Here is a 26,517-nt window from a genome sequence, read left to right on the forward strand (position 1 = left end):
GGAAATAGCGGCAACCGCTATTGCACTGATTCTATGCGATCAGAATGAATTCGGCAAAGCAATTGGCGAATCCGGTCCGATCCTTGCGGCTAGTCGTCGTCCTCGTTTTCGACCTTGTCGAAGAAGGAATAGCGCAGACTGTCGGCGTCGGCGTACCACTGGCCCGGCCCCTTGTTAGCGGCGAGCGTCGCCTCCCAGAGCGCATCGGTGCAGTCCTTGCGGTGCATCGACAGATCGAAGCCATTGCCGAAGAACAGTTCGGACCATTCCCACCAGGTACCGAGCTTCTTGACCCCGCGCAGGAGGTCGTAGCGGTCGATCACGGCCGAGGCCATGTCCGAGGTGATCGAGCCGAACACGAGGCCGGTCTTGACGACGCGGTTGAGCTCGCGGATCGCGCGGACCACCTGCTTCGGGGAAACGTGGCAAAGACTGGTCTCGAACACGAAGTCGAAGGCGCCGTCCTTGAACGGCATGTCGGTGATCGAGCCGAGCTTGTTGTATTTCTTCAGCGCCTTGGGCGTTTTGGCGTGGATGGCGCGGTTGTTCTCGATGCCGAAGGCATCGATGCCGCGCTCGCGCAGCGCGCCGACCAGCTCGCCACTGGCCGAGCCCGCGATCAGCAGCTTCGCGCCCTTGGCCTTGCCCCAGACGATACCGATCAGCTTGGTGAGGTAATCGGGATCGGTGAAATGGCGCCATGCCTCGCTATAGGGGCCGAGGCCGCGATAGTTCTCGAAATAGTCGCGATCGATCCTGTCGGAGAGCGGCTTGTCGTCCTGCGCGCGCTCGCGGCGCAGGCGCATCATCTCGGTGAGGATAATGTCGGTCGCCGCGTCCGAGGAGTCGAGCAAGCCGTTCAGCGTCGAGTCGAACAGATAGTCGCCGACCACGACGATGCCGGGATGCTCCTTCGGCTCGGGCCGGTGGTTGGTCATGACGTCGCGCACCGGCAGGCCGCCGGGAATCGCGTTCACCGACGACAGCCAGCGGTGGATCTTGCCTTCCATGAAATGCGCGCGCGCATCGCCGAGCGAGGCCGGCAGCGATTTCAGCGCGGCGTCGATCAACTCCTGGTCCGACAGGTTGGCGAAGGCCAGCGCGTCGGAGCCGGGAATGAGCCAGTTCAACACGCCGTGCTTGCCGACGTCGTGGCGCGCGCCCTCATTGTAGACGCAGCAACCGCCGAAGGCCTCCGACATGAACCAGGCGCCGGCAATCTTGTCGCCCCAGAACGGCGTGTCGAACAGGATCGAGACGCGCAGATAATGCGCCGGACGGTCGAAATACGAGACGTGCTTGACCATCGACTTGCGGAGCTGCTCGCCTTCCCAGCCCATGGTCGCGAGCCAGGAATGCGGCAGGCAGACCAGCACGAGATCGAAATCGCGCGTCTCCGGCCCCTTGCCGTTCATCATCTTGAGCTGGTAGCGGCCGGTCGGCGCCTTGCCGACGGCGAGCACGCGGTGATTGAGCTGGATGTCGGCATTGACCTCCGACTGCAGGCACTCGATCAACTGCTCGTTGCCGTTCTGGATCGAATAGAGGCCGATATAGCCGTCGACATCCATCAGGTAGTTCTTGAGCGCGTTGAGGCCATTGGTGTTGTGGCTCTCGGTCGCGATGTCGGAGCGCGCCATCACCTTGAAGAAGCGCTTTGCGGTCTCGTCCTCGACCTCCTCGTCGAGCACCTGCTCGGCGGTCTTGTAGGCCCAGGGATTCTCGTTGTCGTGCGCGCCGACGCCCTCGTAATATTCGATCGGCGACATCGCCTCGGTGCAGCGCTTGCGGAACGCCTCGATCGCGGCCGCGGTCTTGGCGCCATATTTGCGGCGCATGCCCGGCACGTCGTTCAGCAGCTCGCCGCCGAACTGCACCTGCTCGGCATCCATCGGAATGGTCTGAAGCCCGAAATGCTGGATCAGCTCGCGCAGCGGATCCGGACCGGTCATCGAGTAGTCGTAGATCTCGGCAACGCCGGCCTCGTACATCGCCGGCGCCGAATCGAATTTGCGGGTGACGATCTTGCCGCCGAGCCGATCGGACGCCTCGTAGATGGTGACGCGGCAGAGGTCGCCGAGCTTACGCTTCAGATACCAGGCGCTCATCAGCCCGCCGGGGCCGCCGCCTACGATTGCGAGATCAAGCATGTGAGTTCCGTGGTCTCCGGCCCTGCCCCCGTCACGGGACCACCGGTCTAAACTCCCCTAGCAGAAGCGCTTTTACGCCTGAAGGAAAGATGAACAAAGGTTGATCCTGCACCGCAACAGGGAAACAAAGCAGCAAAAAGGCCGGCTTGCGCCGGCCTTTTCATTGTCCTCGGTATTCCTACGGATGAACGATCATTCCGCAGGCGGCAGCGCAGGAAGCTCCGCTTCCGGCGCCGGCGACACGACGGCCGCCTGCTTCTCGCGCTCGTCCAGGATCAGCTTGTCGCGCTTCATCGCGACTTCGCGGATCTTGGCCATGGAGGCGCCGGTGCCCGCCGGGATCAACCGGCCGACGATGACGTTCTCCTTGAGGCCTTCGAGCGGATCGACCTTGCCGTTGACCGCCGCTTCCGTGAGGACGCGGGTGGTCTCCTGGAACGAGGCCGCCGAGAAGAAGGAGCGGGTCTGGAGGCTCGCCTTGGTGATGCCGAGCAAAACCGGCGTACCCGTGGCGATCTTCTTGCCCTCTTCCTTGGCCTTCTCGTTGAGCGCGTCGAACTCGATCTTGTCGACCTGCTCGCCGGAGATCATGTCCGTGTCGCCCTGGTCGGTGACTTCCACCTTCTGGAGCATCTGACGGACAATCACCTCGATGTGCTTGTCGTTGATGAGCACGCCCTGGAGCCGGTAGACCTCCTGGATCTCGTTGACCAGATAGGCCGCGAGTTCCTCGATGCCCTTGACCGCCAGGATGTCGTGCGGCGCCGGGTTGCCTTCCACGATGAAGTCGCCCTTTTCGACGACGTCGCCGTCCTGAAGGTGGATGTGCTTGCCCTTCGGGATCAGGTACTCGCGCGGTTCGTCGGTCTTGTCCATCGGCTCGATCGAGATGCGACGCTTGTTCTTGTAGTCGCGCCCGAACCGGATGGTGCCCGCGATTTCGGCGATGATCGCCGCATCCTTCGGACGCCGTGCCTCGAACAGTTCCGCCACCCGCGGCAGACCGCCGGTGATGTCACGCGTCTTGGCGCTTTCGGTCGAGACACGGGCGAGGATGTCGCCCGGCGCAACCTTGGCTCCGATGTCGACCGAGAGAATGGCGTCGACCGACAGCATGTAGCGGGCATCGCCGCCACGGGCGAGCTTGAGCACCTTGCCGTCCTTGCCCTTGACCACGATGGCCGGACGCAGGTCCGAGCCGCCGCGGGTCGAGCGCCAGTCGATGACCACGCGCTTGGCGATGCCGGTGGCTTCGTCGAGCGTTTCCGAGATCGACTGCCCCTCGACCAGATCCTCGAAGCCGATGGTACCTTCGACTTCGGTGAGCAGCGGACGGGTGTAGGGATCCCACTCGACGATGCGCTGGCCACGCTTGACCGTGTCGCCCTCGTCGACGTGCAGGCGCGAGCCGTACTGGATACGGTGCGTCGCACGCTCGGTGCCGTCGGCATCGACGATCGCCACCACCATGTTGCGCACCATCGCGATCAGGTGGCCTTCGCTGTTGCGGGCGATGGCCTTGTTCCGGATCACGATCTTGCCGTCGAAGTTGGATTCGACGAACGACTGCTCGTTGAGCTGCGCCGCACCACCGATGTGGAAGGTGCGCATGGTGAGCTGGGTGCCCGGCTCGCCGATCGACTGCGCCGCGATGACGCCGACCGCTTCGCCGTGGTTGACCGGCGTGCCGCGGGCGAGGTCGCGGCCGTAGCACTTGCCGCAGATGCCGTTGACGAGTTCGCAGGTCAGTGCCGAGCGGATCTTCACCTCCTGGACGCCACCCTGGTGGATGGCATCGAGGTGGCTCTCTTCCATCAGCGTACCGCGCTTGATAATCACCTTGCCCGAGCTGTCACGCACGTCTTCGCAGGCCGTGCGTCCGAGGATGCGCGAGCCGAGCGAAGCGACCACGGTGCCGGCATCGACGATGGCGCGCATCTTGATGCCGAGCTTGGTGCCGCAGTCGTCCTGCGTGATGATGCAGTCCTGCGCGACGTCGACGAGACGACGGGTCAGGTAGCCCGAGTTCGCGGTCTTCAACGCGGTGTCCGCGAGGCCCTTGCGGGCGCCGTGGGTCGAGTTGAAGTACTCGAGCACCGAGAGGCCTTCCTTGAAGTTCGAGATGATCGGCGTCTCGATGATCTCACCCGACGGCTTGGCCATCAGGCCGCGCATGCCGGCGAGCTGGCGCATCTGGGCCGGCGAACCGCGGGCACCGGAGTGAGCCATCATGTAGATCGAGTTGATGTCGGCATCGGCTCCGCTCGCCGTCTTCTTGGTGGCGGAGATCTCCTTCATCATCGCCTTGGCGATTTCTTCCGTGGCCTTCGACCAGGCGTCGACGACCTTGTTGTACTTCTCGCCATGGGTGATCAGGCCGTCGTTGTACTGCTGCTCGAAGTCCTTCGCCAGCGTACGGGTGGTGTCGACGATCTTCCACTTGCCGTGCGGCACGACCATGTCGTCCTTGCCGAACGAGATGCCGGCCTTGAACGCGTTGTAGAAGCCGAGCGCCATGATGCGGTCGCAGAAGATCACCGTCTCCTTTTGGCCGCAGTGACGATAGACTTGGTCGATCACGCCCGAGATCTCGCGCTTGGTCATCAGCTTGTTGATGATCTCGTACGAAATCCGCGGGTTCTTCGGCAGCAGGTTGCCGAGCATGACGCGGCCCGCGGTGGTCTCGATCCAGCGCGTCGAGACCTTGCCGGTCTCGTCCATGCCCTGCCACCGGTACTTGATCTTGGTGTGGAGGTGGATGACCTTCGCGTGCAGCGCGTGCTCGAGCTCGGCCATGTCGCCGAAGATCTTGCCCTCGCCGGGCAGGCCTTCGCGCATGATCGAGACGTAGTAGAGACCGAGCACGATGTCCTGCGACGGCACGATGATCGGCTGGCCGTTCGCGGGATGCAGGATGTTGTTGGTCGACATCATCAGGACGCGCGCTTCCAGCTGCGCTTCGAGCGACAGCGGAACGTGCACGGCCATCTGGTCGCCGTCGAAGTCGGCGTTGAACGCGGCGCAGACCAGCGGATGCAGCTGGATCGCCTTGCCCTCGATCAGCACGGGCTCGAACGCCTGAATGCCGAGACGATGCAGCGTCGGCGCGCGGTTGAGCAGCACCGGATGCTCGCGGATCACCTCGTCCAGGATGTCCCAGACCTCGGGCCGCTCCTTCTCGACCAGCTTCTTGGCCTGCTTCACGGTGGTGGACAGGCCCTTGGCGTCAAGCCGCGAATAGATGAACGGCTTGAACAGCTCGAGCGCCATCTTCTTCGGCAGGCCGCACTGATGCAGGCGCAGCTCGGGACCGACCACGATCACCGAACGGCCCGAATAGTCGACGCGCTTGCCGAGCAGGTTCTGGCGGAAACGGCCCTGCTTGCCCTTGAGCATGTCGGCGAGCGACTTCAGCGGGCGCTTGTTGGCGCCCGTGATGACGCGGCCGCGGCGGCCGTTGTCGAACAGAGCATCGACCGCTTCCTGAAGCATGCGCTTCTCGTTGCGGATGATGATGTCGGGCGCGCGCAGTTCCATCAGCCGCTTCAAGCGGTTGTTGCGGTTGATGACGCGGCGGTAGAGGTCGTTGAGGTCCGAGGTCGCGAAGCGGCCGCCGTCCAGCGGCACCAGCGGACGCAGGTCCGGCGGGATCACCGGAACCACGGTCATGATCATCCATTCCGGCTTGTTGCCGGAGTGGCGGAACGCTTCGACGATCTTCAGGCGCTTGGCGAGCTTCTTGTGCTTGATGTCGGAGTCGGTCTCCTGCATCTCGACGCGCAAGGAGGCCTCGAGCTTCTCGAGGTCCATGCCCTTGAGCAGCTCGCGGATCGCTTCGGCGCCGATCATGGCGGTGAAGGAATCCTGGCCGTACTCGTCCTGCGCCTTCAGATACTCGTCTTCCGACAGCAGCTGACGGTCCTTCAGCGCGGTGAGGCCCGGCTCCAGCACGACGTAGTATTCGAAGTAGAGGATCCGCTCGAGATCCTTCAGCGTCATGTCGAGCAGGAGGCCGATGCGCGAGGGCAGCGACTTCAGGAACCAGATGTGGGCGACCGGGGCTGCGAGCTCGATATGGCCCATGCGCTCGCGCCGCACGCGCGACAGCGTGACCTCGACCGAGCACTTCTCGCAGATGATGCCCTTGTACTTCATGCGCTTGTACTTGCCGCACAAGCACTCGTAGTCCTTGATCGGCCCGAAGATGCGGGCGCAGAACAGGCCGTCGCGCTCGGGCTTGAAGGTACGGTAGTTGATGGTCTCCGGCTTCTTGATCTCGCCGTAGGACCAGGACAGAATCTTCTCTGGAGACGCGATCGAGATCCGGATCTGGTCGAAGACCTGAGCCGGAGTCGTCGGATTGAAGAGATTCATAATTTCTTGGTTCATCGTCTTCTCCTCGCGTGCCGGTCGCCTCCGGCCGCAAATTCGAAAATCACTCAAGCGGGGCGCCCTGCCCTCAAGGCATTGGGAAGGGGCGCCGATGCCCGGCCGCTAAAGGCCGGGCATGAAAGGTCGAATTACTCGGCCGCTTCCGACGTCGGCGCGGGTCCCATCTTGGAGTTGTGCAGGTCGACGTTGAGGCCGAGCGAGCGCATTTCCTTGACCAGCACGTTGAACGATTCCGGAATACCGGCCTCGAACGTGTCATCGCCGCGCACGATCGCCTCGTACACCTTGGTGCGGCCGGCGACGTCGTCCGACTTCACCGTCAGCATCTCCTGGAGCGTGTACGCCGCGCCGTAAGCCTCGAGCGCCCACACCTCCATTTCGCCGAAGCGCTGGCCGCCGAACTGCGCCTTGCCGCCCAGCGGCTGCTGGGTAACGAGCGAGTACGGACCGATCGAACGCGCATGGATCTTGTCGTCGACCAGATGGTGCAGCTTGAGCATGTAGATGTAGCCCACCGTCACCTTGCGATCGAACGGATCGCCGGTGCGGCCGTCATAGACGGTCGACTGACCCGAAGCGTCGAGACCGGCAAGCTTCAGCATCTCCTCGATGTCGGCTTCCTTGGCACCGTCGAACACCGGCGTCGCGATCGGCACGCCGCGGCTCAGATTGTGGCCGAGCTCGATCAGTTCGTTGTCGTTGAGCGACTTGATCGTCTCGTCCTCGCCGTAGACCTTCTTCAAGGTTTCCTTCAGCGGCTTGATGTCCTGCTTCGACAGGTAGGCATCGACCGTCTGGCCGATGCGCTTGCCGAGGCCGGCGCAAGCCCAGCCGAGATGGGTCTCGAGGATCTGTCCGACGTTCATGCGCGAGGGCACGCCGAGCGGATTGAGCACGATGTCGGCATGCGTGCCGTCTTCGAGGAACGGCATGTCCTCGATCGGCACGATCTTCGACACCACGCCCTTGTTGCCGTGGCGGCCGGCCATCTTGTCGCCGGGCTGGATCTTGCGCTTCACGGCGACGAAGACCTTGACCATCTTCATCACGCCGGGCGGCAATTCGTCACCGCGCTGGAGCTTCTCGACCTTGTCGAGGAAGCGCTGCTCGAGCCCCTTCTTCGACTCGTCGTACTGCTTCCGCATGGCCTCGATCTCGGCCATCAGCTTGTCGTTGGGCGACGCGAACAGCCACCACTGCGACTTCGGGTACTCCTCGAGCACCGCGCGGGTGATCTTGGTGTCCTTCTTGAAGCCCTTCGGACCCGCAATGCCCTGCCGCCCCTCGAGGAGCTCGGCAAGACGGTTGTAGACGTTGCGGTCCAGGATCGCCTGCTCGTCGTCGCGGTCCTTGGCCAGACGCTCGATCTCTTCCCGCTCGATCGCCAGCGCACGCTCGTCCTTGTCGACGCCGTGACGGTTGAACACGCGCACTTCCACGATCGTGCCCTGCACGCCCGGAGGAACGCGCAGCGAGGTGTCGCGAACGTCGGAGGCCTTCTCGCCGAAGATGGCGCGCAGGAGCTTCTCTTCCGGCGTCATAGGGCTTTCGCCCTTCGGCGTGATCTTGCCGACCAGGATGTCGCCGGCGCGCACTTCCGCGCCGATGTAGACGATACCGGCTTCGTCGAGGTTCTTGAGCGCTTCTTCCGAGACGTTCGGAATGTCGCGGGTGATTTCCTCAGGCCCGAGCTTGGTGTCGCGGGCCATCACCTCGAACTCCTCGATGTGGATCGAGGTGAAGACGTCTTCCTTCACGATCCGCTCGGAGAGCAGGATCGAGTCTTCGAAGTTGTAGCCGTTCCACGGCATGAACGCGACCAGCACGTTCCGGCCGAGCGCGAGCTCGCCGAGATCGGTCGACGGACCGTCCGCGATGATGTCGCCCTTCTTGACGATGTCGCCGACCTTCACCAGCGGACGCTGGTTGATGCAGGTCGACTGGTTGGAGCGCTGGTACTTCATCAGCCGGTAGATATCGACGCCCGACTTGGTCGGATCGAGATCTTCGGTGGCGCGGATCACGACGCGGGTGGCGTCGATCTGGTCGATCACGCCCGAGCGGCGCGCCGCGATCGCGGCGCCCGAGTCACGGGCAACGACGCCTTCCATGCCGGTGCCGACGAACGGCGCCTCGGCGCGAACCAGCGGCACCGCCTGGCGCTGCATGTTCGAGCCCATCAGCGCGCGGTTGGCGTCGTCGTTCTCGAGGAACGGGATCAACGCCGCAGCGACCGAAACGAGCTGCTTCGGCGACACGTCCATGTAGTCGACCTTGTCCGGCGTCACCGGCAAGACTTCGCCGGCGTGACGGCAGACCACGAGGTCTTCGGTGAAGCGGCCCTTCGGGTCGAGCGGCACGTTGGCCTGCGCGACCGTGTAGCGGCCCTCCTCCATCGCCGAGAGGTACACGACCTCGTCGGTGACGCGGCCGTCCTTGACCTTGCGGTACGGCGTCTCGACGAAGCCGTACTTGTTCACGCGCGCGAAGGTCGCGAGCGAGTTGATCAGGCCGATGTTCGGACCTTCCGGCGTCTCGATCGGGCAGATGCGGCCGTAATGCGTCGGATGCACGTCGCGCACCTCGAAGCCGGCGCGCTCGCGGGTCAGACCGCCCGGTCCAAGCGCCGACAGGCGACGCTTGTGGGTGATCTCCGACAGCGGGTTGGTCTGGTCCATGAACTGCGAAAGCTGCGAGGAGCCGAAGAACTCGCGCACCGCGGCAGCCGCGGGCTTCGCGTTGATCAGGTCCTGCGGCATGACCGTGTCGATGTCGACCGAGGACATGCGCTCCTTGATCGCGCGCTCCATACGCAGCAGGCCGATGCGGTACTGGTTCTCCATGAGCTCGCCGACCGAACGCACACGGCGGTTGCCGAGATGGTCGATGTCGTCGATCTCGCCCTTGCCGTCGCGAAGGTCCACCAGCGTCTTGATGACGGAGAGGATGTCTTCCTTGCGCAGCGTGCGCTGGGTGTCCGGCGCATCGAGGTCGAGGCGCATGTTCATCTTGACGCGGCCGACCGCGGAGAGGTCATAGCGTTCGGCGTCGAAGAACAGCGACTGGAACATGGCCTGCGCCGAATCCAGCGTCGGCGGCTCGCCCGGACGCATCACGCGGTAGATGTCGAACAGCGCGTCCTCGCGCGTCATGTTCTTGTCGGCCGAGAGCGTGTTGCGGATGTAGGCGCCGACATTGACGTGGTCGATGTCGAGCAGCGGCAGTTCCTTGTAGCCCTGCTCGTTGAGGGCCTTCATGTTCTTGTCGGTGATCTCCTCGCCGGCCTCGGCGTGGATCTCCCCGGTCTTCGGATTGACGAGATCCTCGGCGAGGTAGTTGCCGACGAGCTCCTCATCCGACAGGCGCAGCGCCTTCAGCCCCTTCTCCTGGAGCTGGCGGGCGGCACGGACGGTGAGCTTCTTGCCGGCCTCGAGCACGACCTTGCCGGTGTCGGCGTCGATCAGGTCGTTGATGGTCGAGTAGCCGCGGAAACGGTTGGCGTCGAACGGAACGCGCCAGCCTTCCTTGGTCCGCTTGTAGAGGATCTTCTTGTAGAACGTGGACAGGATCGCCTCGCCGTCAAGGCCGAGCGCGAACATCAGCGACGTCACCGGAATCTTGCGGCGACGGTCGATACGCGCATAGACGATGTCCTTGGCGTCGAACTCGATGTCGAGCCAGGAGCCGCGATACGGGATCACGCGGGCGGCGAACAGCAGCTTGCCCGACGAATGGGTCTTGCCCTTGTCGTGGTCGAAGAACACGCCGGGCGAACGGTGCATCTGCGAGACGATGACGCGCTCGGTGCCGTTGACGATGAAGGTGCCGTTCATCGTCATGAGCGGGATGTCGCCCATGTAGACGTCCTGCTCCTTGATGTCCTTCACCGACTTGGCGCCGGTTTCCTCGTCGATATCGAACACGATGAGGCGCAGCGTCACCTTGAGGGGCGCCGCGAAGGTCATGCCGCGCTGGCGGCACTCGTCGACGTCATACTTCGGCTGCTCGAACTCGTAGCGGACGAATTCCAGCATCGAGGTGCCCGAGAAGTCGGAGATCGGAAACACCGAGCGGAACACCGCCTGCAGACCCTCGTCGAGACGCCCGCCCTGGGGTTCGTCGACCATCAGGAACTGATCATAGGACGCCTTTTGAACCTCGATGAGGTTCGGCATCTCGGCGACTTCCTTGATGTGTCCGAAGAACTTGCGAACGCGTTTGCGACCGGTGAATGTCTGCTGCGCCATCGTGGCCTCTCATTTCGTCGCCCGCTCTGGGCGCGCCGTCCAGGACGCAGCTGCCGCCGCTCCCCGGGTTGAATTTTTCGAACCCGTTTTGGGGACCAAAAATCCAGTTTCAGGCCGTCATGTCCTGAATCTGTTCTTCAGACCTTCAAAACGCAAAACGACGCGCGGGGCGCATAGGCACGCCCGCCCGTCACAACGATTGTCTTCACGGACTGCAAAAGCCCGAAATAGCCTGCTCTCCCAACGGCTTACAGGGAAATCCCGCATCCCTGCCCACCGCGCTTTCGTGCTGCCGACCCGATATGGGGCGACAATAGTGCAGATTCGAGGGGTAAACCCTCAAATCCCCACACTTTTTCGTGTTCGGCCCGCGTCGGGACGTTCCGTCGCACGCCTTTTGCATCCGGCCCACCCTCGCGAGGGTGGACCAAGATCCCGGGCTTAGCTGATGCTCGCCCGGGATCTCGCGCCAGTAAGCGTTGCTTACTTGAGCTCGACCTTCGCGCCAGCCTTCTCGAGCTGGACCTTGATCTTCTCGGCTTCGTCCTTGTTCACGCCTTCCTTGACAGGCTTCGGCGCGCCCTCGACGAGGTCCTTTGCTTCCTTCAGGCCGAGGCCGGTGATGGCGCGAACTTCCTTGATGACCTCGATCTTCTTCTCGCCGGCGCTGGCGAGGACGACCGTGAACTCGGTCTTCTCTTCCGCCGGAGCGGCGGCAGCGCCACCACCAGCCGGGCCGGCCACGGCGACAGCCGCGGCAGCCGAAACGCCCCACTTCTCTTCGAGGAGCTTCGCAAGTTCGGCAGCTTCGAGCACGGTGAGGCTCGAGAGGTCGTCAACGATCTTCTGCAAGTCAGCCATTGTTCAGTTTCCTTACGTGTAAGTCTGGTTCGGGTTTGAGTTTTGCGAAGGGCGTCAGGCCGCTTCGCCCTTTGAGGCATGAGCCTGGATGACACGCGCGAGCTTGCCCGCGGGCGCGTTGGCGAGCTGAGCGAGCTTGGTCGCCGGGGCCACAATCAGGCCGACGATCTTGCCGCGCAGTTCGTCAAGCGACGGCAGCGAGGCAAGCGCCTTCACGCCGTCGACATTCAGGACGGTCTTCCCCATCGAGCCGCCGACGATGACGAACTTTTCGTTCGCCTTGGCGAATTCGATGGCGACCTTTGGCGCCGCTACCGGATCGTTCGAAGTGGCGATCACGGTCGGCCCCTTCAGCATGGGGCCGATGGCAACGACGTCAGTGCCTTCAAGAGCAATTTTGGCGAGACGGTTCTTCGAGACCTTCACCGAGGCACCCGCCTGCTTCATCTGCTGGCGCAGCTTCTGCATCTGGGCGACGGTGAGGCCGGAATATTGAGCAACGACCGCGACGCTCGTGGTCTTGAAGACCCCATTGAGCTGTTCGACCGCTTCTTTTTTTGCCGCTCGTTCCACAGCAAGCTCTTTCCGGTTGGCGGTCATCGCGAAAGCGGGACCGCCGGGTTGCACCCATCGTCCCGCCCAAACCTGAACCTCAGGGGGCAAACCCTTCGGACACGCCGGGCAAGACGACAATTCAAAGCCTGCCCTCCGGGAGCCCGCTAGAGCCCACGGCGTGTCGAGGTCCGAACCAGACCCGTTCCGCAAGCCAGCCCTTAAAGCTGGATGCGAAGTGAAATCCGGTCTTCACCCGTCTATGCAGGCCATGCGATTAAGCCGTTGAGAAATCGAAATTTCCCGCGGGCGCCTGCAGTCTTGGACAGGACAAGGTCAGCCGGCGAACCGCCCGACCCCTGCCCGCATTCCACCAACCGACGGGTTTTCCTTCCTTTTCCGGCAAATCCTTGCGGACGTCCTGAAAAGGAATGAACTCCTGTCTTGTCGGGTTTTCGGAATGCGTGCACGAACGCGCCAGCCGAGGCCGGCACGTCCGGAGGCGGTTCTTTAACCGCTCCGGGCCTGCTTGCCAAGAGCAAAATTCACACCAGTTCCAATCCGTTGCCGGGCGGGCTTGAGATGGCCCAACAAGGACCGATTCAGGCCGATTTGACCGCGTAAGGCAGCGGCTTGCCGCGAAGAACGCGGTCAAGTTCGCAAGTACACAGTTCTGCATGGCGGCGTGCGAGTCCAGGGTGTGGCCGCCGATATGGGGGGCGAACACGACGTTCGGGAGCGCGGTCAGCGCGTCGGGCGTGTGCGGTTCCTTCTCGAAGACGTCGAGGCCGGCGCCGGCGATGGTCTTGTCGGTCAGCGCCGCAACCAGGGCCTTCTCGTCGATGACGGAGCCACGGGAGATATTGACGACATAGCCGTCGGCGCCCAGGCGCTTCAGGATATCGGCATTGACGACGTGCTGTGTCTCGGCCCCTGCCCGGACCGCGATCATCATCACGCTGCACCAGTCGGCGAGCGCCTCCAGCGTCGGGAAATATTGATAGGCCAGATCGTATTTGCTGCGGCTGAAATAGCCGACCTCGCTCTCGAAGGCGGCGCAGCGCGCGGCGATCTTGCGGCCGATCTCGCCCATGCCGTAGACGCCGATACGGCGGCCGGGCATGCCGGCCTGCGGGCGCATCATCGGCGAGGGCTTTGACGCGGCCCAATCGCCACTGCGGACATACTGGTCGGCGACCAGGATCCGCCGCGTCGTCGCCAGCATCAGGGTCATCGCGATATCGGCAACCGAGGCCGCATTGGCCCCCGGGCTGTGGCCGACCGCGATGTCGCGCGCAACGGCCGCTTTCAGGTCGATGCCGTCATAGCCGGTGCCGTAACAGACGATGGCGCCGAGATTCGGAAACAGGTCCATCGCCTCGGCCCCGACCGGGGTGCCGCCCGCAGTCAGCATCGCGCGAATGCCGCCGAGCTCGTCCGCCGAAAACACCTCCCGCACGGGCTTGCCGCCGGTGTCGAGCAGCTCGAACCGCTCGGCGAAGCGCGCCATCATCGTCTTGGGGAAGCGCGAGTAGATGAGGACCTTGTCAGCCATTGTTCTTGTTTCCAGTGAACGCCGCCACAAACGAAGAGGGGCGGAATCGGTTGCCCAATTCCGCCCCTCGCCTCGTGCAATTTCCAAACCTCTAGCCGAGGCAAACCTTAGCCGAGAATGGTGCCCGGCTCGACCTTCACGCCGGGGCCCATGGTCGAGGACACCGCAACGCGCTGGATGTAGGTCCCCTTGGAACCGGCCGGCTTCGCCTTGGAGACAGCGTCAGCCAGGGCCTTGATGTTCTCGACCAGCTTCTCCTCGGAGAACGAGGCCTTGCCGACGCCGGCCTGCAGGATGCCGGCCTTCTCGACGCGGAACTCGACCGAGCCGCCCTTGGCACCCTTCACCGCACCGGTGACGTCCATGGTCACGGTACCGATCTTCGGGTTCGGCATCAGGCCGCGCGGGCCCAGCACCTTACCGAGACGGCCGACCAGCGGCATCATGTCGGGGGTGGCGATACAGCGGTCGAAATCGATCGAGCCGTTCTGCACCTTCTCGACCAGGTCTTCGGCGCCGACGACGTCGGCACCTGCCGCCTTGGCCTCATCGGCCTTGGCGCCACGGGCGAACACGCCGACGCGCAGCGTACGGCCGGTGCCGTTCGGCAGGGTTACGACGCCACGGACCATCTGGTCGGCGTGACGGGGATCGACGCCGAGATTGATCGCGACCTCGATGGTCTCGTCGAACTTCGCCTTCGCGCGTTCCTTGACCATCTTGATGGCTTCCGCGAGCGGGTAAAGCTTTTCGCGGTCAACACCTTCGCGGGCTTTGTTCAAACGCTTTCCGATTGCCATGACCGCTTACCCCGCCACTTCCAGACCCATCGAACGGGCAGAGCCCTCGACCATCTTCATGGCCGATTCGATGGTGTCGCAATTCAGGTCCTTCATCTTCTTCTCGGCGATCTCGCGCACCTGCGCCTTGGTCACCTTGCCGGCCTTGTCGCGGCCCGGCGCCTTCGAGCCGGACTGGATCTTGGCGGCCTGCTTGAGGAAGTAGGACATCGGCGGCGTCTTCATCTCGAAGGTGAAGGAACGGTCCGCATAGATGGTGATGATCACCGGGATCGGGGTGTTCTTCTCTTCCTTCTGGGTCTGGGCGTTGAACGCCTTGCAGAACTCCATGATGTTGAGACCGCGCTGACCAAGCGCGGGACCGATCGGGGGCGAAGGATTCGCCGCACCGGCCGGGACCTGAAGCTTCAGGTATCCGGTCACTTTCTTTGCCATGTATCACTCCTGTTGTGCCGGCATGTCGCCGGCGGTTTCAGGTTCGTGGTCTGGGTCGGATGCGGCTGGCAACCGCCCTCTCCCTCCCACGGCCTCTCTTTGCGCGAAGCATTCGGCTTCACGCGCGACCCGATCAGACCTTCTCGACCTGACCGAATTCCAGCTCGACCGGCGTGGCGCGGCCGAAGATCGACACCGCGACCTTCACGCGCGAGCGCGCCTCGTCGATTTCCTCGACCACACCCGAGAACGAGGCGAACGGGCCGTCGGCCACGCGCACGTTCTCGCCGATCTCGAACGACACCGACGCCTTCGGTCGTTCCACGCCTTCCTGCACCTGGTGCAGGATGCGCATGGCCTCGGCTTCCGAGATCGGCATCGGCTTGTTTTCCGCGCCGAGGAAGCCGGTCACCTTCGGCGTGTTCTTGATCAGATGAAACGCCTCGTCGGTCAGCTTCATCTTCACCAGCACGTAGCCCGGGAAGAACTTGCGCTCGGCGTCGATCTTGCGGCCGCGACGCACTTCCGTGACCTTCTCGGTCGGAACCAGCACCAGCTCGAACAGCTCCTCGAGCCCGCGCTGCTTGGCCTGCTCGCGGATCGATTCGGCGACCTTCTTCTCGAAGTTCGAATAGGCGTGGACGATGTACCAGCGCTTGTCGGACAATTGAGCGGTTGCTGTAGCCATCAGTGAATGCCCAAGAGGAAGGTAATGAGGTAACGGATGATCTGGTCGGCGGCGAAGAAGAAGATCGAGGCCACGGCGACCATGACGAACACCATGATGGTGGTGATCGTGGTCTCGCGACGGGTCGGCCAGGTGACCTTGGCGGTCTCCGAGCGCACTTCCTGCAAGAACTTGAACGGGCTGACTGCCATCGTTTGATGTCCAACGTCCGTCGACAGACGCGAATGAATTTCAGGGATCCGAACAGCCGCCGTTGGCCCAGCCCTCTGTCTCGAAGGATGAGCCGGAAACCGGGCTCGATTGTTCGGGGGATTTCAAAGCCGCGCCGGAGATCCGCGTCTAACGGGCCGGCTGCAGGTGGCGGGTATCTACTGCGAACGGGGCCAAACGTCAAGGTCACGGCTCACCCGTCCAGCGTCCCTCGTCCCCGGACGACCTACGGCAGAGCCCATGCGAATCAACGGTTTACCGGGCCGGGTCGAGCGTCCTCCTGACGCTCGGACCGACCTCACCACCCGCCTCACGCTGACGGCGCCCGCAGGAGGCGCGTCAATCGGCCCGGTCGACCATGGAAATGCCCGGCAACGGCACCACGAACTTTCCGCCGTCAGCGAAATAACCGGCATGCTTGGCCCGGATCGGGTCGACGTAGCGCCAGGCGAACACGACGACGAACGCCGGCTTGCGCTCGTAAAGGGCGGCGGGCGGCAGGATCGGGATGTCGTAGCCGGGGCCGGCCATCACGTTCCCCTTCTTGGGATCGTCATCCACCAGGAAGTCGATCTTGCTCTCCAGGCCGAACTGCGGAAGCAACGTCGTGGTGCCGACGGAGACGCCATAGCCGGCGACAGATTGACCGCGCGCATGGGCGGCATCGGCCATCGCGACCAACTCGTCGCGAATCGCCGCGATCCGCTTCACATAGGGCGCATAATAGGCCGGCTGATCGACGCCGAGCCGGTCTTCCTCGGCGATGAACCGCGCGACCTCCGCCGACGGCTTCTTCGCGCCGCCGGCGCGCTGCACCGTCACGCGGATCGAGCCGCCCTTGGTCCAGATGTGCTGGACGTCGATCACTTCCATCCCGAGCCGCGCGAAGAAGCGCGTCAGCGGCTTGATGTTAAAATACGACAGATGCTCGTGATAGACGGTGTCGAGCAGGTTCTTCTCGGTGACGTCGACGCCGTATTGCGTTTCGAAGACGAACAACCCGTCCGGCGCAAGCACGTCACGGACCCCGATCACCAGCGGATCGAGATTATCGACATTCGCGATCATGTTGTTGGCGATCACGACGCTCGCCGCACCGTGGCTTTTCAGGATGCGGTGCCCGACAGCGTCGGTGAAGAAATCGCCGATGGTCTCGATGCCCGCCTCAGTCGCGCGCCGCGCGATGTCGACGGCGGGATCGACGCCCAGCACCCGCATGCCACGCTCCTTGAAGAAGCCGAGCAGCGATCCGTCGTTGCTGCCGAGTTCGACCACCAGCGAGCCCGGCGCGATTCCGAAGCGGCTGACGACGTCGCTGGCATAGCCTTCGAAATGCTGCCGCAGGCCGAGCGAGAGCGAGGTCGTGTAGACGTAGTTGCGGTACTGGACCTCCGGATTGCCGACATGGAGAATCTGGAGATGGCCGCAGTCCCTGCACAGATGCAGCGCCATCGGCACCGCGGCCCTGAAGACGGGATCGTCAACGCTGGCGTCCGGCACCTGGAAGTTCGGCGTGCCAATGGGCATGCCGGCCATCGGGACGACCAGCTCTTGCTTGTCCGAGTGACAGAGGCGGCAGGTATGACGGACGTAGAACAGGTTTTTCATCGTGGAACCGGAAAACGGAGAGATGCGCGCAGGTGGGGCAATCCCACCCTGTGAAGATCAGATGGACAGAACTGGTTCAAGCGGGTCAAGGGTGGCTCGATACCTCCTCGGCCTTCGCCAGCCCGTAGTTCGGTGATTCTTCCGCAGCCTTCGCCGCCTTGTCCGCGGAATACGAGCCGCGCTCCGGACTTGCCAGCCAGATCACGCCGCCTGCAAGACCGATGACCACGCTGACGGCACCCAGCAGGAGCGAAACCGACAGCGCCTCCTCGGAAGGAACGCCCGCAAGGCCAAGGCAGGCGACCATGGCCCCCTCGCGAACGCCCCAGCCGCTGATCGAGATCGGAACGGCCGTCAACAGCACCACCGGCGGAATCAGGATGCCGGCGTCCAGCATCGAGAGTTGCGCTCCGACGCCGCGCGCCAGGACGTAGCAGGCCGCTGCCGTCACGAGATGGATGAGGAGCGCCGATCCGAGCAGCAAACCGCGGCATTCGGATCGCACGAGAAGAAACCTGACGAGCGTTCCGAACCGGACGAAGCTTGCGATCGCGGGAAGCGCGATGAGACGCTTCGGCAGGCGATCGAGCGTCAACAGGACCACAGTGCCGGCGACACCCGCCAGCGTCAGCCCGCCGATCGCCAGGATCGCGGCCTCGTTGGACACGTGCGACATCAGGAGCGGCAATCCCGCCGCCATCAGCACGACCAGCCCGATCAACGCCGTGAAACGGTCTGCGGCAACCGCCTTGACCGCCTCCGGCCACTGCACGCCGCGCTGGCGCAGCAGCCACATCCGAACCGCGTCACCGCCCACCGACGACGGCAGCACCTGGTTGAACCAGAGGCTGATCATGAGGATCCGCCAGCCGGCGAACCAGTCCAGCGACACGCCGAGCGCACGCATGATCAGCTCCCACCGGCCGTTGAGCACGAAGGTCTGAAAGAAGATCAGCGCCAGCGCGAGAGCGAACAGGAAGGGGTCGACGGAGACGAGATGAGTCCGCAACCGGCCCAGATCGAGGCCGCGCGCGATATAGGCCAGCACCGCGATCGACAGCAACAGCTTCACCGAAAACAAAGCTGTCTGTTTAAAGCGCGACTGCATCCGATACCCGCCTCAGGACGCCGGGTATTCCGCGCGACCGATGACGAGGTCGATCGCGGCCATCATCCAGAACTGGTGCGTGGTCTCGACAATGTTGTAGCTGCGGCTGTCCACCCAGAAATTGACGTCGCCGAGATTACGCAGGGGATTGTCCGCATTCATGCCCGACATCGTGATCACATCGAGCTTCATCGAACGCGCCTGCGCGACCGCATTGAGAATGTTCTTCGAGCGCCCCGACGAACTGATCGCAACGAGGCAGTCGCCGGCGCGGGCGCTCAGCCGCACGGCGTGCGCGATCCAGTCCTCAAAACCGTAGTCGTTGGCGAGGCACGACATCATGCTTGCATCGCTGAAGCACAGCGCAGGCACCGATGCATTCTTTGCGAGGTCGATCGCCAGATGCGAGGCGATGCCGGCCGAGCCGCCATTACCGATGAAGATGACGCGACCGCCCTGCTCGCGCGTGCGCAACCAGGCCGTGCGGGTGGCAGAGATGCCGGCAAAAACACCGTCGTCAATCGCCGTCGCGCGATGAAGGCGTCCGACGTAATCGTCGAGGAAAGCCTTGTGATCGGGATCGAGAGATTCGGCGGGCATGGCGTGACGGCTCGACTGCAACATGACGCCCTGATACCGGCTATTACTAGCGATTGCAAAGGTATAATACTTGCAAAAGTTGCGACCGACTGTTAGTCGGCTTCAGGGTTTCACTCAACATTGGCGACGCCCGCAGGGCATTCGCGCTACGGATGTTCCTATGAAATGCATCGTCACTGGCGGCGCCGGTTTCATCGGCAGTCACCTCGTTGATCGCCTCCTCGATGACGGCCACGAGGTGATCGCGCTCGACAATTTCGTCATCGGACGTTCCGAAAATCTGTCGTCGCGCGCCGATTCGAGCCGGCTGAAGATCGTCCGTGCCGACGTCACTGACCGCGAGTCGATCAGCCCGTATTTCTCCGGTATCGATTGGGTGTTTCACCTCGCGGCACTCGCCGACATCGTTCCCTCGATCGAATCGCCGATCCCGTATCACCGCGCCAATGTCGACGGCACGGTCAACGTTCTCGAGGCTGCGCGGGAGGCAGGCGTCAGCCGCTTCGTGTATGCGGCGTCGTCGTCCTGCTACGGCATCCCCGACATCTATCCGACGCCGGAGAGCGCCGAGATCCGGCCGATGTACCCCTACGCGCTCACCAAGAATCTCGGCGAGCAGTGCGTCATGCACTGGTGCCAGGTCTACAAGCTTCCGGCGGTGGCGCTCCGTCTGTTCAACGTGTTCGGGCCACGCCATCGCACCACGGGGACCTATGGTGCCGTGTTCGGCGTGTTCATGGCGCAGAAGCTCGCCGGCAAGCCTTTCACGGTGGTCGGCGACGGCGAGCAGACCCGCGATTTCACCTTCGTCAGCGATGTCGCCGACGCCTTCGTCACGGCAGCGCGTTCCGACGTCTCGCACGAGATCTTCAACGTCGGCTCGGACAACACCTACAGCGTCAACCGGCTGGTCGAGTTGCTCGGCGGCGACAAGGTCCACATTCCCAAGCGCCCCGGCGAGCCCGACTGCACCTACGCCGACATCACCAAGATCAAGCGGGTCCTGAAGTGGACGCCGAAGGTGAAATTCGAGGACGGCGTCGCGACGATGCTGAAGTCGATGGACCAGTACAAGGACGCTCCCCTGTGGACGGTGGACAAGATTGCCGACGCCACCAAGGACTGGTTCAAATATCTCGGTGACGACAGCGATTCGGCGCCCGGTACCCCGCAGAAGGCAAGCTATTGAACAGGTTCGCCGGGTATCATTACCGCGAATCGATCAATTTCGGACCAGCCGGCTGAGGCCGGCCGGCGCTTTTGGGTAACTCACATGGGCAATTCTGCGACAGACAAGGCGGCCGTCCATCCGGCGCCGCACGAGAAGATCAAGACGATCGAGGAACTGGGAGCGGTCGCGCGCGCCGCGCAGGCCGAGGGCCGCACCGTTGCGCTCTGCCACGGCGTGTTCGATCTCGTGCATCTTGGCCACGTCCGGCACATCCTGGCGGCGCGCAACGAGGCCGACGTCGTCATCGTGACCGTTACGGCCGACCGTTTTGTCAACAAGGGCCCCGGGCGGCCGATCTTCCCGGAGAACATGCGCGCCGAGATGCTGGCCGCGCTCGGCACGGTCGACTGGGTCGGCATCAACCAGACATCGAGCGCCGAGCCGATCCTCGATACCGTGCGCCCCGACATCTACGTGAAGGGTTCTGACTACGAAAACCCCGAGGATGACGTCACCGGCAAGATCGCCACCGAGCGAGAGGCCGTCGAGCGTCATGGCGGCCGCATCGTCTTCACGCGCGACGTGACCTTCAGCTCGTCGTCGCTGATGAACCGCTACTTCGACATCTACGATCCCCCTCTGCGCGACTACCTCCAGAAGGTGCGCGAAGGCGGTGGCGCCGAACGACTGCTGAAGCTGATCGACAAGATCCAGGACATGCACGTCGTGCTGGTCGGCGACACCATCATCGACGAATACCAGTACGTCACGGCGCTCGGAAAGGCCTCGAAGGAAAACATCGTCGCCACCCTGCTCAAGAACGGCGAGCAATTTGCCGGCGGCGTCATCGCCGCGGCCAATCACGTGGCGAGCTTCTGCAAGTCGGTGGAGATCGTCACGACGCTGGGTGGCAACGACTACCCTGAAGAGTTCATCCGCGCGCATGTCCGCCCGAATGTCACGCTCACGCCGATCCGCGTTCAGGGCCGTCCGACGACCCGCAAATTGCGGTACGTCGAGCTGGGCTATCTGCACAAGCTCTTCGAAGTCTACACCATGGACGACACGCCGCTCGACGAGACCGAGCGGAAGGAGATCGACCGTATCACCGCCGAGCGCGTTCGCGGCGGGGATGTGGTGATCGTCACCGACTTCGGTCACGGCATGATCGCACCCAGCACGATCGACACGCTGATCGCGAACTCCAGGTTCCTGGCGATCAACGCCCAGAGCAACAGCGGAAACCACGGCTACAATCTGATCACGAAGTATCCGCGCGCCGACTACATCTGCATCGACGCGCCGGAAGCGCGCCTGGCGGCCACCGACAAGTTCAACGACATCGCGTCGGTGATCGAGAACGGCCTGCACCGCAAGATCGACTGCAACAACATGATCATCACGCACGGCTCCTTCGGCTGCTACCCCTTCTCGTCGAAGACGGGTGTCGCGCGTGTCCCCGCTTTCACCAAGACCGTCGTCGACACCGTCGGCGCGGGCGATGCCTTCCTGACGATCACGGCGCCGCTGGTTGCCGCGGGCGGCAATATCGAGGACGTCGCCTTCATCGGCAATGCCGCAGGCGCGATCAAGGTCGGCATCGTCGGTCACCGCAACTCGGTCGAAAAGGCCCCCCTGGTCAAGTTTGTCACCGCGTTGCTGAAGTAGCGCAAAGAATTCTGGAGAACGACAGTGATTGATCAGAAATGGAACGTGATGGTCACCGGTGGCGCCGGCTATGTCGGCAGCGTGCTGGTTCCCCACTTGCTGGCCGCGGGCCACAAGGTCACCGTGCTCGACCTGTTCATGTATGGCGAATCCGTCTTCGACGCGGTTCGCAACAATCCGAATCTCCGGCTGATCAAGGGCGACATCCGCGATGAGGCCGCGATCAACGAGGCCTTGCGCGGCAACAACGCGGTGATCCACCTCGCCTGCATCTCCAACGACCCCTCGTTCGAGCTGGATCCGGCGCTCGGCAAGTCCATCAACTACGACTGTTTCCGGCCGATGGTGCGCGCCGCGAAGAAGGCGGGCATCAAGCGCTTCATCTATGCCTCCTCCTCGAGCGTCTACGGCATCAAGGACGAGGCCGAGGTGACCGAGGAGCTGTCCTGCGAGCCGCTCACGGACTACTCCAAGTTCAAGGCGATGTGCGAGACCGACCTTGCCGACGAGGCGGCGTCCGGGTTCGTCGCGTGCACCGTTCGTCCCGCCACCGTCTGCGGCTACGCACCGCGGCAGCGGCTCGACGTCGTCGTCAACATCCTGACCAATCTCGCGGTCAACACCGGCCGCATCCGCGTGTTCGGCGGAACGCAGCGCCGGCCCAACCTGCACATCGAGGACATGTCCGCGGCCTATCTGTTCCTGCTTCAGCAGGACGACGCGAAGATCGACGGAAAGACCTACAATATCGGCTACGAAAACCACTCGCTCATGAAGATCGCCGACATCGTGAAATCGGTGGTGGGCAACAACGTCGACATCGCGGTCGAGCCGACCGACGACCTGCGCTCCTACCATGTGTCCTCGGAGAAGATCCGCCGCGAACTCGGATTTGCGCCGACGCACACGATCGAACAAGCCGTGTCCGGACTGGTGGACGCCTTCAAGGCCGGCCGCCTGCCGAACTCGCTCAACGACCCCCGGTACTTCAACATCAAGATGATGCAGAATATCAGCCTGAAGTGAGCGGCGTGCGGATCGGCATCGATTTCGACAACACGATCATCTGCTACGACAAGGTCTTTGCCGCCGTCGCGCGTCAGCGCGGGCTGGTGCCCGAGGGCTGGGAGGGGCCGAAGACCGATGTGCGGGATCATCTGCGATCCCGCACTGGCGGCGAGCTCGCTTGGCAAGGGCTGCAAGGCTTCGTCTACGGCAAGGGCATTGGCGCCGCCGAAATCTATCCGGGCGTGCGGGAATTCCTGGCGGCGTGCAGACAGGCTGGCGCGAAGGTGTACATCGTCAGCCACAAGACCCGATTCGGTCATCAGGATCCCGACCATACCGACCTGCGTGAAGCCGCGCGCGGCTGGCTGCGTGGTGCCGGCCTGATCGACGCTGCGGATGCGGCAGTGGCTGCCGGCGACGTTTATTTCGAGGACACGATGGCCGCCAAGGTCGAGCGACTCGTGAGCCTGGAGCTCGACATCTTCATCGACGATCTCGTTGAGGTGTTCGAGCAACCGCATTTTCCGAAGGGCACGCGATCGATCCTGTTCACGCGTTCGCAGCCTCCCCACCCCGACCACTGCAAGCCGATCGCGACATGGACCGGCATCCGCCACGAGGTGTTTGCGGAATGAGCGAGCCCGAGATCAGCGCGCCGGATGCAATGGCGATCGGCAGCCGCCTGGCCGGAGCGCGGGTCGCGGCCGCCCAACCGGCGCGGGCCGGCGGTAACAACAGGGTGTTTCGGCTGGAGATGGCGGAGGGACCGCCCCTCGCCCTCAAGCATTATCCGTCCGACGGGCGCGACCGCCTGGGACAGGAATATGACGCGCTGTCGTTTCTGTCGCGCCACGGCATCATGTCGACACCGCGCCCGATCGCGAAGGATTCGGGTGCGTTCTGCGCGCTGTATCAATGGTTCGACGGCGAAGCGGCGGTGCTGCGCCCTCAGGACGGCGATGCCGATCAACTGGCTGATTTCCTGATCGCGTTGCAGAAACTGCGCAACGCCGACGGCGCGCAAACTTTGCGGAACGCTTCGGCCAGCATCTTCTCGCCCGAGGAAGCCGTCGCCCAGTACGGGCAGCGCCTGGACGGACTGAGGCGCGCCTCGGATGATCATCCGGACCTGCGCGCGTTCATGGACGACAGCCTGGTTCCCAGCACTGCCATCGCGATTCGGCGGCTCCGCCAGCGCTATGCGGAACTCGGCCGGGATCCCGCAGCGGACCTTGCGCCCGCGCATCGCGCGTTGAGCCCGTCGGATTTCGGACTACACAATGCGCTGCGCGCCGCGGACGGCCGGCTGCGCTTCATCGACTTCGAATATTTCGGCTGGGACGATCCGGTCAAGCTGGTGTCGGACACCGCGATTCACCCCGGTAGTAATCTGCCTGAAGCCAAAGCAAATCGATTGACCGAACGCCTCGCGCAAGCCTTCGCGGCTAGGGATGACGCGTTTGCGATCCGCCTTGACGTACTGTATCCTCTGTTTGGAGCGATTTGGTGCCTGATTGTCCTGAATGCCTATTTGCCGGAAAGCCGCTCCCGGCGCGCCTTGGCTGCGCAAGGTGGCGAGCTGACGGTCCGCCTCGCCGGTCAGCTCGACAAAGCCCGCCAGCTCCATCAAACGATTTGCCAACGTGATCCAGATCTCACCCCACGCTGAAGCCGCCCTCACCTGCACGCTCGACGAGCGCAGCCTTTACCTGCGCCGCCTGGTCCTCGGTTCTGTCCGTTCGGCGGGACGCGGACATGTCGGTCCGGCCCTGTCGCTGATCGAGATGGTCCGCGTGCTCTACGACGATGTGCTGCGGATCGATCCGAAGAACGCGCGCGATCCAAATCGCGACCGCGCGATTCTCAGCAAGGGACACGGTTGTCTGGCGCTCTACGCGCTCTTGGCCGATCGCGGCTTCTTCCCCCTGTCGGAGCTGGACGGCTTTTGCGGCCCGGACAGTATTCTGGGCGGACATCCCGAATACGGAATGGTGCCTGGGGTCGAGGCCTCGACTGGCGCGCTTGGACATGGTCTGTCGATCGGTGTCGGCCTCGCGCTCGCCGCACGCATGCGCGAACGCACTTACCGCACCTTCGTCCTGCTCGGCGACGGCGAGATCAACGAGGGATCGGTGTGGGAGGCGGCGATGGGCGCGGCCAAGCACGGGCTCGACAACCTCGTCGCGCTGATCGACTACAACAAGCTCCAGAGCTACGGACCCACCGACTACGTGCTGCCGCTGGAGCCGCTTGCGGACAAGTGGCGCAGCTTCGGCTTTGCCGTGCAGGAGCTCAACGGCCACGACGTCGGCGCCCTGCGCACCGTCCTGAAGCAAGTCCCGCCCGTTGCGGGGAAACCCACCGCGATCATCTGCCATACCGTCAAGGGCAAGGGTCTGCCGGCCGCAGAATCCAACGCCGACTGGCATCACAAGAACAAGCTGACCGACAGCGAGCTCGACGCGATACGCGTTGCTGTCGGCGATTTTTGATCGGCACCCCATGCGCAACACCGCCATGAACATGGTCCACAAGCTCGCCGCGCGCGACGAGCGTGTGCTTTACATCGGCTCCGATCCCGGCGCGGGCACCTTGCGCGCGATGAGCAAGGAGTTTCCGAAGCGCCATCTGATCGAAGGCATCTCGGAAGCGCACATCATCGGCATGTCGGCAGGCCTCGCGATGGAAGGCTTCGTGCCCTACGTCAACACCATCGCGACATTCCTCACTCGCCGCTGCTACGAGCAGGTCGCCGTCGACCTCTGCCTGCACAATCTGCCGGTGCGGCTGATCGCCAATGGCGGCGGGCTCGTCTATGCGCCGCTCGGCCCCACCCACCAGGCGATCGAGGACATCGCCATCATGCGGGCGCTGCCCAACATGACGGTGGTCTGCCCGTGCGATGCCGACGAGGCGGCGCGCATGATGGAGCAGACCCTCGACTGGAAGGGACCGATCTACATCCGCCTGGGCAAGGGCGGCGATGCCGTCGTTTCGAAGGCCGAGCACGGCTTTGAGATCGGCAAGGCCATCCTGATGCGGCCGCCGGGTGACGTCCTCATGGTGACCACCGGAATCATGCTTCAGCGGGCGCTGGCTGCAGCCGACCTGCTGGCGGCACAAGGCGTCCGCGCGGGCATCCTGCACATGCATACCGTCAAGCCGCTCGACACCGAGGCGCTGCTGCAAGCGATCCGCGGCATCAAGCTTGTGGCAACTCTCGAGGAGCATGTCCCGTCCGGCGGCCTCGGCAGCGCGGTCGCGGAGACGCTGATCGACAAGCTCGGGGCAGGCCTGCCGGCGATGCTGCGGCTGTCGCTGCCGGACAGCTTCATGCACAATTACGGCTCGCAGGACTCGCTGCTGAAGAAGCACGGGCTTTCCGCCGGCGCCATTGCCGCCTCGATCGAGCGCGCGCTTGCCGCCTCGCACACCGCCTCCCCTCAACTCCATTCCACCTGACG

General features: G+C 63.6%; 19 protein-coding genes and 1 pseudogene. 7 read left to right on the forward strand and 13 right to left on the reverse strand.

The genetic code is table 11. The features are described 5' to 3' along the window. Positions 1-89 precede the first annotated feature (89 nt). From ACE10W_RS24005 to ACE10W_RS24065, 13 genes and pseudogenes are all read right to left on the reverse strand, one after another. Positions 90-2,150 carry an FAD-dependent oxidoreductase gene (locus tag ACE10W_RS24005; RefSeq protein WP_110116375.1) on the reverse strand — a complete coding sequence of 687 codons (2,061 nt, stop codon included), beginning with the start codon at positions 2,148-2,150 and terminating at the stop codon, positions 90-92. Between the two features lie 192 nt (positions 2,151-2,342). Further along, on the reverse strand, positions 2,343-6,539 hold the full coding sequence (rpoC, locus tag ACE10W_RS24010) for a DNA-directed RNA polymerase subunit beta' (RefSeq protein WP_011088158.1): 4,197 nt from the start codon (positions 6,537-6,539) through the stop codon (positions 2,343-2,345). 131 nt (positions 6,540-6,670) lie between these two features. Then, the gene (gene rpoB, locus ACE10W_RS24015; protein ID WP_011088159.1) at positions 6,671-10,789 is read right to left on the reverse strand and encodes a DNA-directed RNA polymerase subunit beta; all 4,119 of its coding nucleotides are present in this window, start codon (positions 10,787-10,789) and stop codon (positions 6,671-6,673) included. A gap of 483 nt (positions 10,790-11,272) precedes the next feature. Further along, the gene (gene rplL, locus ACE10W_RS24020; RefSeq protein ID WP_011088160.1) at positions 11,273-11,650 is read right to left on the reverse strand and encodes a 50S ribosomal protein L7/L12; all 378 of its coding nucleotides are present in this window, start codon (positions 11,648-11,650) and stop codon (positions 11,273-11,275) included. A gap of 54 nt (positions 11,651-11,704) precedes the next feature. After that, positions 11,705-12,223 (reverse strand): 50S ribosomal protein L10, encoded by a 519-nt coding sequence (gene rplJ, locus ACE10W_RS24025; protein ID WP_011088161.1) that lies wholly within the window; start codon positions 12,221-12,223, stop codon positions 11,705-11,707. 581 nt (positions 12,224-12,804) lie between these two features. Beyond that, positions 12,805-13,757, reverse strand: a pseudogene (locus ACE10W_RS24030) (2-hydroxyacid dehydrogenase). Between the two features lie 107 nt (positions 13,758-13,864). Further along, positions 13,865-14,557 carry a 50S ribosomal protein L1 gene (gene rplA / locus ACE10W_RS24035; protein ID WP_011088163.1) on the reverse strand — a complete coding sequence of 231 codons (693 nt, stop codon included), beginning with the start codon at positions 14,555-14,557 and terminating at the stop codon, positions 13,865-13,867. A 6-nt stretch (positions 14,558-14,563) separates the two neighbouring features. Next, positions 14,564-14,992: a 50S ribosomal protein L11 gene (rplK, locus tag ACE10W_RS24040; protein ID WP_011088164.1), complete on the reverse strand. Its 429-nt coding sequence runs from the start codon at positions 14,990-14,992 to the stop codon at positions 14,564-14,566. A 133-nt stretch (positions 14,993-15,125) separates the two neighbouring features. Further along, on the reverse strand, positions 15,126-15,680 hold the full coding sequence (nusG, locus tag ACE10W_RS24045; protein WP_007602985.1) for a transcription termination/antitermination protein NusG: 555 nt from the start codon (positions 15,678-15,680) through the stop codon (positions 15,126-15,128). Continuing rightward, positions 15,680-15,871, reverse strand: coding sequence for a preprotein translocase subunit SecE (gene secE / locus ACE10W_RS24050; RefSeq protein WP_007611620.1), 192 nt, complete (start codon positions 15,869-15,871; stop codon positions 15,680-15,682). Before secE ends, nusG begins: the two co-directional genes overlap by 1 nt. A 358-nt stretch (positions 15,872-16,229) precedes the next feature. After that, positions 16,230-17,498, reverse strand: a complete 1,269-nt coding sequence (locus ACE10W_RS24055) for a class I SAM-dependent methyltransferase (RefSeq protein ID WP_028171388.1) — start codon at positions 17,496-17,498, stop codon at positions 16,230-16,232. A gap of 85 nt (positions 17,499-17,583) precedes the next feature. Beyond that, on the reverse strand, positions 17,584-18,606 hold the full coding sequence (locus tag ACE10W_RS24060; RefSeq protein WP_370204472.1) for a lysylphosphatidylglycerol synthase transmembrane domain-containing protein: 1,023 nt from the start codon (positions 18,604-18,606) through the stop codon (positions 17,584-17,586). Positions 18,607-18,618: 12 nt separating this feature from the next. Beyond that, positions 18,619-19,206, reverse strand: a complete 588-nt coding sequence (locus tag ACE10W_RS24065) for an SIS domain-containing protein (protein ID WP_231166508.1) — start codon at positions 19,204-19,206, stop codon at positions 18,619-18,621. 160 nt (positions 19,207-19,366) lie between these two features. Between ACE10W_RS24065 and ACE10W_RS24070 the strand changes: the two genes are divergently transcribed. The 7 genes from ACE10W_RS24070 to ACE10W_RS24100 all read left to right on the forward strand — a co-directional run bounded on the left by ACE10W_RS24070 (position 19,367) and on the right by ACE10W_RS24100 (position 26,515). After that, entirely contained in the window at positions 19,367-20,395 is a 1,029-nt protein-coding gene (locus tag ACE10W_RS24070; protein WP_011088169.1) for an SDR family oxidoreductase, read from the forward strand. 84 nt (positions 20,396-20,479) lie between these two features. Then, positions 20,480-22,045 carry a PfkB family carbohydrate kinase gene (locus ACE10W_RS24075; protein WP_097532105.1) on the forward strand — a complete coding sequence of 522 codons (1,566 nt, stop codon included), beginning with the start codon at positions 20,480-20,482 and terminating at the stop codon, positions 22,043-22,045. 24 nt (positions 22,046-22,069) lie between these two features. After that, entirely contained in the window at positions 22,070-23,071 is a 1,002-nt protein-coding gene (locus ACE10W_RS24080) for an NAD(P)-dependent oxidoreductase (RefSeq protein WP_028171385.1), read from the forward strand. A gap of 5 nt (positions 23,072-23,076) precedes the next feature. Next, a complete protein-coding gene (locus ACE10W_RS24085) occupies positions 23,077-23,688 on the forward strand; it encodes a hypothetical protein (RefSeq protein WP_244651773.1) in 612 nt (203 codons plus the stop codon). Continuing rightward, positions 23,685-24,722 carry a phosphotransferase gene (locus ACE10W_RS24090; RefSeq protein WP_370204473.1) on the forward strand — a complete coding sequence of 346 codons (1,038 nt, stop codon included), beginning with the start codon at positions 23,685-23,687 and terminating at the stop codon, positions 24,720-24,722. The genes ACE10W_RS24085 and ACE10W_RS24090 overlap by 4 nt, the downstream gene beginning before the upstream one ends. Further along, entirely contained in the window at positions 24,697-25,545 is an 849-nt protein-coding gene (locus ACE10W_RS24095) for a transketolase (protein ID WP_182871964.1), read from the forward strand. The genes ACE10W_RS24090 and ACE10W_RS24095 overlap by 26 nt, the downstream gene beginning before the upstream one ends. A gap of 10 nt (positions 25,546-25,555) precedes the next feature. Then, entirely contained in the window at positions 25,556-26,515 is a 960-nt protein-coding gene (locus ACE10W_RS24100; protein ID WP_060907973.1) for a transketolase family protein, read from the forward strand. Positions 26,516-26,517: the final 2 nt, after the last annotated feature.

The organism is Bradyrhizobium sp. B025, from assembly GCF_042257955.1.
GTDB lineage: Bacteria > Pseudomonadota > Alphaproteobacteria > Rhizobiales > Xanthobacteraceae > Bradyrhizobium > Bradyrhizobium diazoefficiens.